Source organism: Vibrio sp. YT-15, assembly GCF_033337445.1.
Lineage (GTDB): Bacteria > Pseudomonadota > Gammaproteobacteria > Enterobacterales > Vibrionaceae > Vibrio > Vibrio alginolyticus.
The window spans coordinates 1-1,276 of record NZ_JAWOQR010000095.1; the positions used below are offsets into that span (position 1 = coordinate 1).

Sequence of the window (1,276 nt, forward strand, 5' to 3'; positions counted from 1 at the left end):
TGAGCAGCCGTTTTCGATTGTTCCCAACTCACGTTATTTGTATTTAAGCCAACGTCATAAAGAAGCGATCACGCACCTCAATGCGGGATTGGGCGACGGCGGTGGTTTTGCCATGCTGACCGGTGAGGTAGGAACAGGCAAAACGACAGTGGCCAAAGCCATGCTCGCGAATTTAGATGAAAGCACCAAAGCGGGGCTGATTCTCAATCCGACTTTTTCGAGCCGAGATCTGCTAGAAGCGATTTGTGATGAATTTAAGATCTCTTATCCGCAGGATGCGACGTTAAAACAGCTAAACCAAGTCATACATCATTATTTGCTGCGTAACCACAAGGTGGGTTGGCAGACGTTGCTCGTCATTGATGAGGCTCAGCATCTTGCTGCCGATGTACTTGAGCAACTGCGCTTGTTAACGAACTTAGAAACCGATACCAGAAAGCTGCTTAAAGTGCTGTTGGTAGGGCAGCCAGAATTGCAACGCTTGTTACAGACTACGCAGTTGCGTCAGCTCGCACAGCGTATCACTGGCCGTTATCATCTGTTACCTCTTGATGAGAAAGAGACTGCGGATTACATCGCGTTTCGTTTGCACACGGCTGGTGGTGATCAGCAACTGTTTCATCGCAGTTCCAGTAAGTTGATTGCGAAGTATAGCCATGGCATTCCGCGTCTCATCAACCTGATTTGTGATAAAGCATTGAATATGAGTTATCACCAGGGCAGTGTCGTTGTCGATAAACAGACGGTGCAACAAGCCTGCGAAGAAGTCATGCAGTTTCAGGCGGACATTTACCAGCAAGATAAACCTCGTCAGTCATTTACTTGGCCAGCTTGGGGATCGGCTGCTATTGGTGTAATGGCAGCGGTTGGTGTCGGCTGGGCTGCAATAAATTACATGCCAGTGAAGCCTAAGGCTCCGATGTCGGAAGTCCCCGTTGCTGCGTCTTCGTCTACTCCTGCTCCTCTTATGGCAAGTGAGCAGCTAACTGATGCACAGCGCGATATGCTGTTGGCGCAGAAACAATCCAATCTTGCCGTGAATGATCTTTACCGCCTTTGGGGATATCGAGCATCAGTGCGCGATAATCTTTGCTTGTCTGAGCCTCAATCCACCATGCGTTGTGAAAGAAAAATGGCAACGTGGCCCTTGCTGATGCAGCAAAATCGACCGGTTATTTTAGAGCTGAATTATCAAGGCGATGTTGGTTACGTGATTTTGTATGCAGTTGGCAACGATCAAGTAGAAGTGCTCAATGGCAAACAGCGTCTACGTTTA

1 protein-coding gene is annotated in these 1,276 nt (G+C 48.3%); it reads left to right on the plus strand.

Annotated features, from left to right (window positions below):
- Positions 1-1,276 (plus strand): ExeA family protein (locus R7D93_RS25505; protein WP_318129583.1); only part of this gene is annotated, 1,276 nt, incomplete at both ends.